General features: G+C 57.0%; 4 protein-coding genes and 1 pseudogene. 2 read left to right on the top strand and 3 right to left on the bottom strand.

What is annotated here, in order from left to right:
- Positions 1-1325: 1325 nt before the first annotated feature.
- On the bottom strand, positions 1326-1634 hold the full coding sequence (locus I6F37_RS38175) for a hypothetical protein (protein WP_225129451.1): 309 nt from the start codon (positions 1632-1634) through the stop codon (positions 1326-1328).
- 659 nt (positions 1635-2293) lie between these two features.
- Positions 2294-2514, bottom strand: a pseudogene (locus tag I6F37_RS38170) (transposase); the annotation flags it as partial.
- Positions 2515-3439: 925 nt separating this feature from the next.
- Here I6F37_RS38170 and I6F37_RS38165 point away from each other — a divergent pair.
- Positions 3440-4447 (top strand): radical SAM family RiPP maturation amino acid epimerase, encoded by a 1008-nt coding sequence (locus I6F37_RS38165; RefSeq protein WP_225129453.1) that lies wholly within the window; start codon positions 3440-3442, stop codon positions 4445-4447.
- Positions 4396-4803: a hypothetical protein gene (locus I6F37_RS38160; RefSeq protein ID WP_225129455.1), complete on the top strand. Its 408-nt coding sequence runs from the start codon at positions 4396-4398 to the stop codon at positions 4801-4803. Before I6F37_RS38165 ends, I6F37_RS38160 begins: the two co-directional genes overlap by 52 nt.
- A gap of 976 nt (positions 4804-5779) precedes the next feature.
- On the opposite strand, the gene I6F37_RS38150 is transcribed toward I6F37_RS38160, so the two are convergent.
- Positions 5780-6436, bottom strand: coding sequence for a hypothetical protein (locus I6F37_RS38150; RefSeq protein WP_225129459.1), 657 nt, complete (start codon positions 6434-6436; stop codon positions 5780-5782).
- Positions 6437-6611 lie beyond the last annotated feature (175 nt).

Raw genomic sequence — 6611 nt, 5'->3', positions numbered from 1 at the left:
GCTCCTTGCCTGATTGATTTTCCGTAGGCACGCGCCCCGCCATTCGTCGCCTTCTTCGGCGCCCAAATCGGAACGCCGGAGCTCGTCATCGAGGTGACATGCGCAGCCACCCTGATTCCGCACGTCGGTTTTGTCCGTATGACCTTCTCGCTGTTCGCTTCTGGCTCGATGATCGGCAGAGGAACAGGAGGACGCTAGGACCCCGCGTCCACTTTGGCACCTACCTACTCTTGTAATGGACCTGCCATCGTCTGCATGGCACTCGCGATCGACGCGCCCACAGGCTCGTTACGGCTTGTGATTAGCGTAATTGTCCGATTTCGCGGCACTTGAGCCGGCACCACCAACCCATCGAGAGCGTGTAGGCCACCCCGGCGATACAGCTTGTACGGACGAAAGGCTTCTTACCGTAACCACCGCCAGACCGATGGTGTTCAAGCCGGTGATCGTCGCCACAGGGACCCGGCGGCGCCTCAACATTCCAACGAGTTATCGAAGCTCGCAGCAGCAGTCCCAAGCACGGCCTTGAGGTCATCCAAGTGCTGGCACCGGCAAACAAAGCGCCCGATCACCTCGTCACCTAAATCCGAATAGCTCCGCTTATTTGGCCGTTAGTCAACGGAGATTTATTTATGACGATGACAACGCGAGCTGGAAATTGAGGCGTCGTGTCATCGCCCAAACTGGTGTGGATAGGCGCCGAGGGCACATTTTCCGGGCGGCGAACGGTTGAATGGCTGGCCGTCCGCAGCGACGAATGGCTCACAGAGACTTCGATCGACAGAGACGCAGCCTGCCCACGGGCCCTCTGCGTGAGGATTAATCCATCGCAATGCGCTCGCCAGACTTGCTTGATGAGCTACTCGACCATTTTCCACGACCTTTGCGGTTTCGGGCGCGGCAAATTCCTTTCCGCTTAAGATCATCTGGTGAAATGCGAGCGTCGCGTCCTTGCTCCCGATCGGCAGACTTTACCAATCAAGCACTCCGATTTTGCGCTCTCCGCTCAGCTATTCGGGCCCGTCAATTGACGATGTTGGGCTGCATGAGCAGCATCATCCACGCCACAAATCTCATCCTGCTGATGCTGCTAACGGCGAGCACTAGTTCGGCTTGTGCGGTCTGCTCAGCGTATTTCCAGGCGCCATTTGTGCCCCCGGGCAGTCCGCCGGTACTAGATGTGATTGCGACCTTAGTGGCCTGGGGGAGACTTGAGACGTTTGGCGTTAGACTGAGATTTTTTGTCCGCCAGCCAACACAACGTGGTGGCAGGTTTGGTGGGGCAGTGCCAGCGCTCGCATGAACGGTGACCGATGTCACGAGGCCTAAATGCCGCAGCGGGACCTCTCCTGAGCGATCGTGACCGCGGCAAGGCCGAACATCACGTCGCGGTTGATGCCGAAATGGAGGCGATAGAGCCACCAGATTGCGCAGCACCGGTCGAGATCGGAGAGTGCCCGAGCGCGGTTTATTGCTGCTGCGACCCGCGCTATTGGCTTCATGACACGTCTCGTCTGGAAACCTGAACGTCTCGGGACCAGTGCTCTAAATTTGGTGAGTTCTTGATCGGTGACGGTCGGCTGTCGCGCGCGTGCGTCGGCAAAGGATTGGAAGCTGAGATTCATGTTTGCCATGGCATTGCGCGTCTCGAAGCTTGATGGGAACACGCATATGCGTATCCGGCCTTTCCGTAACCTTACGAGGCAAGTACTGCTTCCCCAAACACCCAGATCTGGTAGCGACAATTGACAGCACTCTTATGCGGTAGTTACGCGGTGGCGCGCGTTAGTTCGCAGACCCGATGCTGTCGCATCGAAGCGATCGGAGTCGATGGCGTTGGCTGCACCTCGGAAAACGGGGCGGCGCGGCCCGGAGCCATGTGATATTGCCTCGACTCATCGATGGCAGGTAGAGCTCCTGAGAGAGACGGTGATGCACTGCGACTTCCTGCCGCTGTGGGGATGCAGTCAACGAATGTGAATTCGTCATTTGAACAACTCGCCAGCCGACCACCTAACGGATTGACACGCGACATAGCCAGGGTAGCAAAGCTACCCGCCCACAACACTAGTTCGGTACGGTCGACAGCACGTTGCGCAGCCTGTTGCGGCCTTCTCGAATATGAGGCCGAGCGAATACAAATTTGGCGCGCACCACCCACTCTCTGAGGACGATCCTTCAACTGAACAGACTACCAATGCATTATCATGCTGTGGGCACACGCATGCTCTAAGACCAATTTCCCGGTCGCGATGACCGGGTTTGTTGAAGTCTGTACTTGCCCGCCTACTTCATTCTTCTCCATGTCAGCCAGCTCGAAGAAGCCCCGCCGCGCATGGGCAATGCAAAACGCCAGTGTAATCGGCCGCACCTTCTTCTGCGGGTCGAACAGCGGTTCGAACCCGCTGAAGCACCGGCGTACAGCATGCCGGCGAACGCGGCCAGCTTCTTCTGGAGATGCTCGCCTCGTCGGTTGCTCGAGGCGTACTAGACTGCCGCGGCCGGCGCAGGCCCGGTGGCCGGCCACCACACACAAGTGCAGAACCGCCCGGTTGTACCTTGCCCTTCGCCGGGATACGGATGGTGTGGTGAAAAGGCCGGCGGGATTTCACCTCCAGCCTCTCGCAGAACCGGGCGTATTGGACGGAATGCGCGCCGTTTCTAATCCGCAAGGGACGCTGCTGAGCACGGTTCTGACCGAGCTTTTGTAGATGGTAACCGCTTGCTGCTGGGTTAGCTACCCACAACGAGCTTTCATCCCGCTCGACTGAGCGCTTGTTATGTTCGAGACCAATGTCGGAAAGTTGACGATACGCACGCTCAGACAAAGCGCAAAAGCAGCGATGTCAGTTTGGTATGCGGATTGCTTTGTTAAGGTGTCATCACCGATCGCTTCCAAGGCGACGGCTAGGTAGAAACATTTAGCAGAGGCCGGGCTATGTCGCAGGCTGAGGTAGAACGGTTTGTCAAGAATCTAGCGAAAGAGGGTAGTCTGCTCGAACACGTTAAGCAGAGTGCTACAGGTCTTCGCGATCGGAAAGAGCCACGGCTACGATTTCACGCTTGATGAGGTTAGGAGCAGCATCCGAGTGCCACGCCGACATGCGTTGATGCAGCTCGACGCGATTGTCGGCGGCAAGCAGGATTTGAGCGGTGTAGGCTTGAGGAGGATTGTGCATACCACTGCGTTGGCTAGTTCCACGTCGGAGGCACCTACGAGCGCCGTGCAAGCCGCGGAAGCGGGCCGTGACCTAGTCGCTATCGTTTTGCTTATTGTAGTTGTTGTCGCTGTCACGGCCTGACGTATTTTCACTCTGATCGCATTGGCTCGTCCTGAAGGAAACGATCCGGTGCGAACAGAACTGAAAGCACGCCTCGTCAGGAGTCAGATCATTGCTTTCAGGCCTAGAGATGCGGCTTCAGGGCGTACCCGTACCGTATGACGCACACTGCCACCGAACACTGCCGACGGATTTTTGACCGGCGTACCCCCGAGCAACTGCGCACGTTGTCACACGTCAAGCGCTTCATGGAGCGGCTGGCCGGTGACTTGGAGTTCCGCAGGGCGCTTTCGGAGAACGTTCATTCTCCTCGAGCGGTAACAGAGCGCTACGGCATCGAAGTTGCCCCAATGAAGATGCTTCCTCTCTGGCGCGGCGGCTACCTGAAATATCGCTTCAAGCCGGAGTCTACGCCCTGGCCCCTGGCTATGATGTGGGACGAGTTTATCTGCGACATGTTGCGCGATCGCGACCTCCTGCGCGAAGAGGGCGAAATGTCGACGATCAACCCTCGCTTTCATGCCTGGCGTGAGCGCCACATCCGGCGCTGCAACGACGAATTGGGCGGAACGGCGGCCTCGGTCACGTACCCCATCATCGCTTTCGAGCTGAGCGACGGCTGCACCATCGGTTGCTGGTTCTGCGGCCTCTCGGCCGACCGCTTCAAAGGCTATTACGAATATAGCGAAGAGCATGCAGCGCTTTGGCGCGCCGTGGTCGGTATTGCGAGCGAGATGTTTGGTTCGGCAGCCCGTACTGGTTTCTGCTACTGGGCCACAGAGCCTATGGACAACCCCCATTACGACCGCTTTCTATTCGACTATTATCAGATCACGGGCGCATTGCCACAAACAACGACGGCGGCCCCGCTCAGGGATCGCGCACTCACCACGCGCGTGCTCGAACTGTTCCAGCGCTATCGCACCGTGACGAACCGTTTCTCCGTGCTGAGCACAACACATCTCGACCAGATTCACATGGCGTTTTCGCCTGAGGAGCTGATCGGTGTCGAACTCGTCCTGCAGGGCAAGGAGGCGCTGACTGCAAAGGCTTTTGCCGGGCGCGCGCCCGGAGCGAGAAACTTAGGGCTGGCAACAAAGATGATGCAATCGCCTTGCTGGAGAGCGATCACACGACCATCGCCTTTGTTTCCGGCTTTCTCGTAAATATGCTGCAGGGACGTTTACAATTGGTGACGCCGGTGCCCGGTAGCGAACGCTGGCCTCTTGGCTACCGCGTCTTGAGTGAACGCTTCTTTAGGAGGTCTGACGAGTTCCGCGAGGGGCTGCAGCGCATGATCGACCAGCATGTGCTCGAGGCTGGGAACCGATGCTTTCATCTCCGGTCACGCAACATGGAACACCGGGTGCTGGACGACATCGCTCCGACTTCCGTTGGCCATCTAATCGCCTATGGCAACTGCACAGCGTCGGAGCTGGTTAGGCAGGTCACGACTGACGGAACGAGCGTGCTCGCAGTAGCCGACCTGCTCGATCAGTTATGCACGGCCGGGGGTGATTGAAGAGGACTTAGACGACAGCTTCGCCTGGCAGACCAGCTCACCTGTTACTGCGCTTTCATCGGGCAGCGGTTAGAGTTTCGGATTTTGTACGCCAGTGAGTCCGCCGGAAGAATTTCATTCTCGAGTTGCCCAGGCGAACGGTGCGTGATGCCCCTGCAGTTCCACCGCGCTGTCGAAAACATGGAAATTTGGAGTGCGCGCAGCGGCGGCTACTCGTTCGTTATAAGCTTGCAGAGCCCGACCGGTCCTGGCTTCCGCGGAAGGTTCGGCTACGTCGCTTCGTGGCGTCCGCTTGACCAGAGCCGTGGCGCGATCAGGGTGCTCGGCTCGCCGCTGCAGAGCTTGGCTGAGGCCGAGGACGCCTGCAATAGTATGCTCAATTACCTGAGAGACTGAACTGATTCCTGGTCGCGGAAAATGGAAGCATCTTAAAGATGCTGCAGTCGCGTCGGGTGCTACCCAGGATGTTCACGGGGTCGAGACGTACTTTGTAGCGGCTGAGATTATCGCGCCCGATTTGAGCGGGCGCTACACGTTCTATCCGTCGGACGGGCTTGCTTCCAAATCGAGCTCATCTGGATTATCTTGAAGATCATCTGCCGTCCCTCACGCCGGTCGGAGCAAACATGTTCGTCGAAGGCTCGACAGATTTGTTCGCGTTTCCCAATCCGGTAGTTAAGCCGTACATCAGGATCGTGATCCACAAGACGCCCCTAGCGAACGGCTGCGCCCTACCGGATCTATTCACGAAATGATCATCACGATCCGTACACGGATGCGAGCCAGAACAGCTTGATGACAAGGGCGGGACAGGTCGTAACACCGTAGTCTCAATGACTTCACTGATTTTGCCGTCCTGCCACGCCTGTTTGCAGCGGCTGCGGTAGTCGCTCCTCAATCGCGGTAGCGCTGACAATGCTGCTAAAAAATACCGTCGCGCTTAAAAATGCTTTCAGCACAGCCAGGACCCTTTAGATTAGGAATAATCAAGCGGTACAAAGGCGATATTACCCTCGGGCCCAGACGATCGCCGTAAAGCGCCCCGGCCATTTCCGGAAACCGCGAAGTGAAGATTGAGCCGCCCATTCATTTCTTGCACAGAAAATGTCAAGTTCGGGTGTGAGCCTGAACGAACATCAAAGATCGTACTGAGTTGAGTGGTGACATCGTGGAAGACGACATAGCCAACTTTCATGCCGGTGTGAAAAGACGGTAGGTTATCCTGGTCAGCTAGTATCTTCTGAACGATTTCTTTTCGCTCTAAACCAAAGTTTGAGGCAAAGCCGGTTGCAAAACAGTCGACTCTATCGTCGTTGAGATTATTGCGAACAACCAACACATCATGTCGTGTGCAGGTCGTAATGTTCGAAAGAAGATCGTTCGACGGCTGATAGTTCTGTCCTCTGAGTATCACGTGCAGCGTGTCAGGGGACCATCGAAACCCTTCCTTACTTATCGAGCAACCAGCCACAACGCCGCCAATACCGTGCGTCTCCAGTCCGTTTAAAAAGATAGCGAGGCGTTGTGAGATACAAACTGTACAGACAAGACGGCCCGTCACGTCAGCTCTGTTTGGGGGGTATTGTAGCACCGAGTGAATATAGTCTTTGTCTTCTGGACTGTCGCGCGCCATGGAAAACTGCCCCCTCATATTGCCTCAGATGACAATGTTACCGAGCGCCCCCAGCTGTCGCGCGAATTGGACCCCGCGGGTCCGAGCAAGCCGCTCGCGAAGCGCGCCCTCCAGAGCGCCGTAGCGAGAGAGCGGCTTGCGGTGATTCGGCAAAGCAACACGTGGGATTTAGACA

Source organism: Bradyrhizobium sp. NBAIM08 (assembly GCF_020193935.1).
Classification (GTDB): domain Bacteria; phylum Pseudomonadota; class Alphaproteobacteria; order Rhizobiales; family Xanthobacteraceae; genus Bradyrhizobium; species Bradyrhizobium yuanmingense.
The sequence above is the reverse complement of the archived record's forward strand: the minus strand, read 5'-3'. Positions and strand labels throughout refer to the sequence as shown.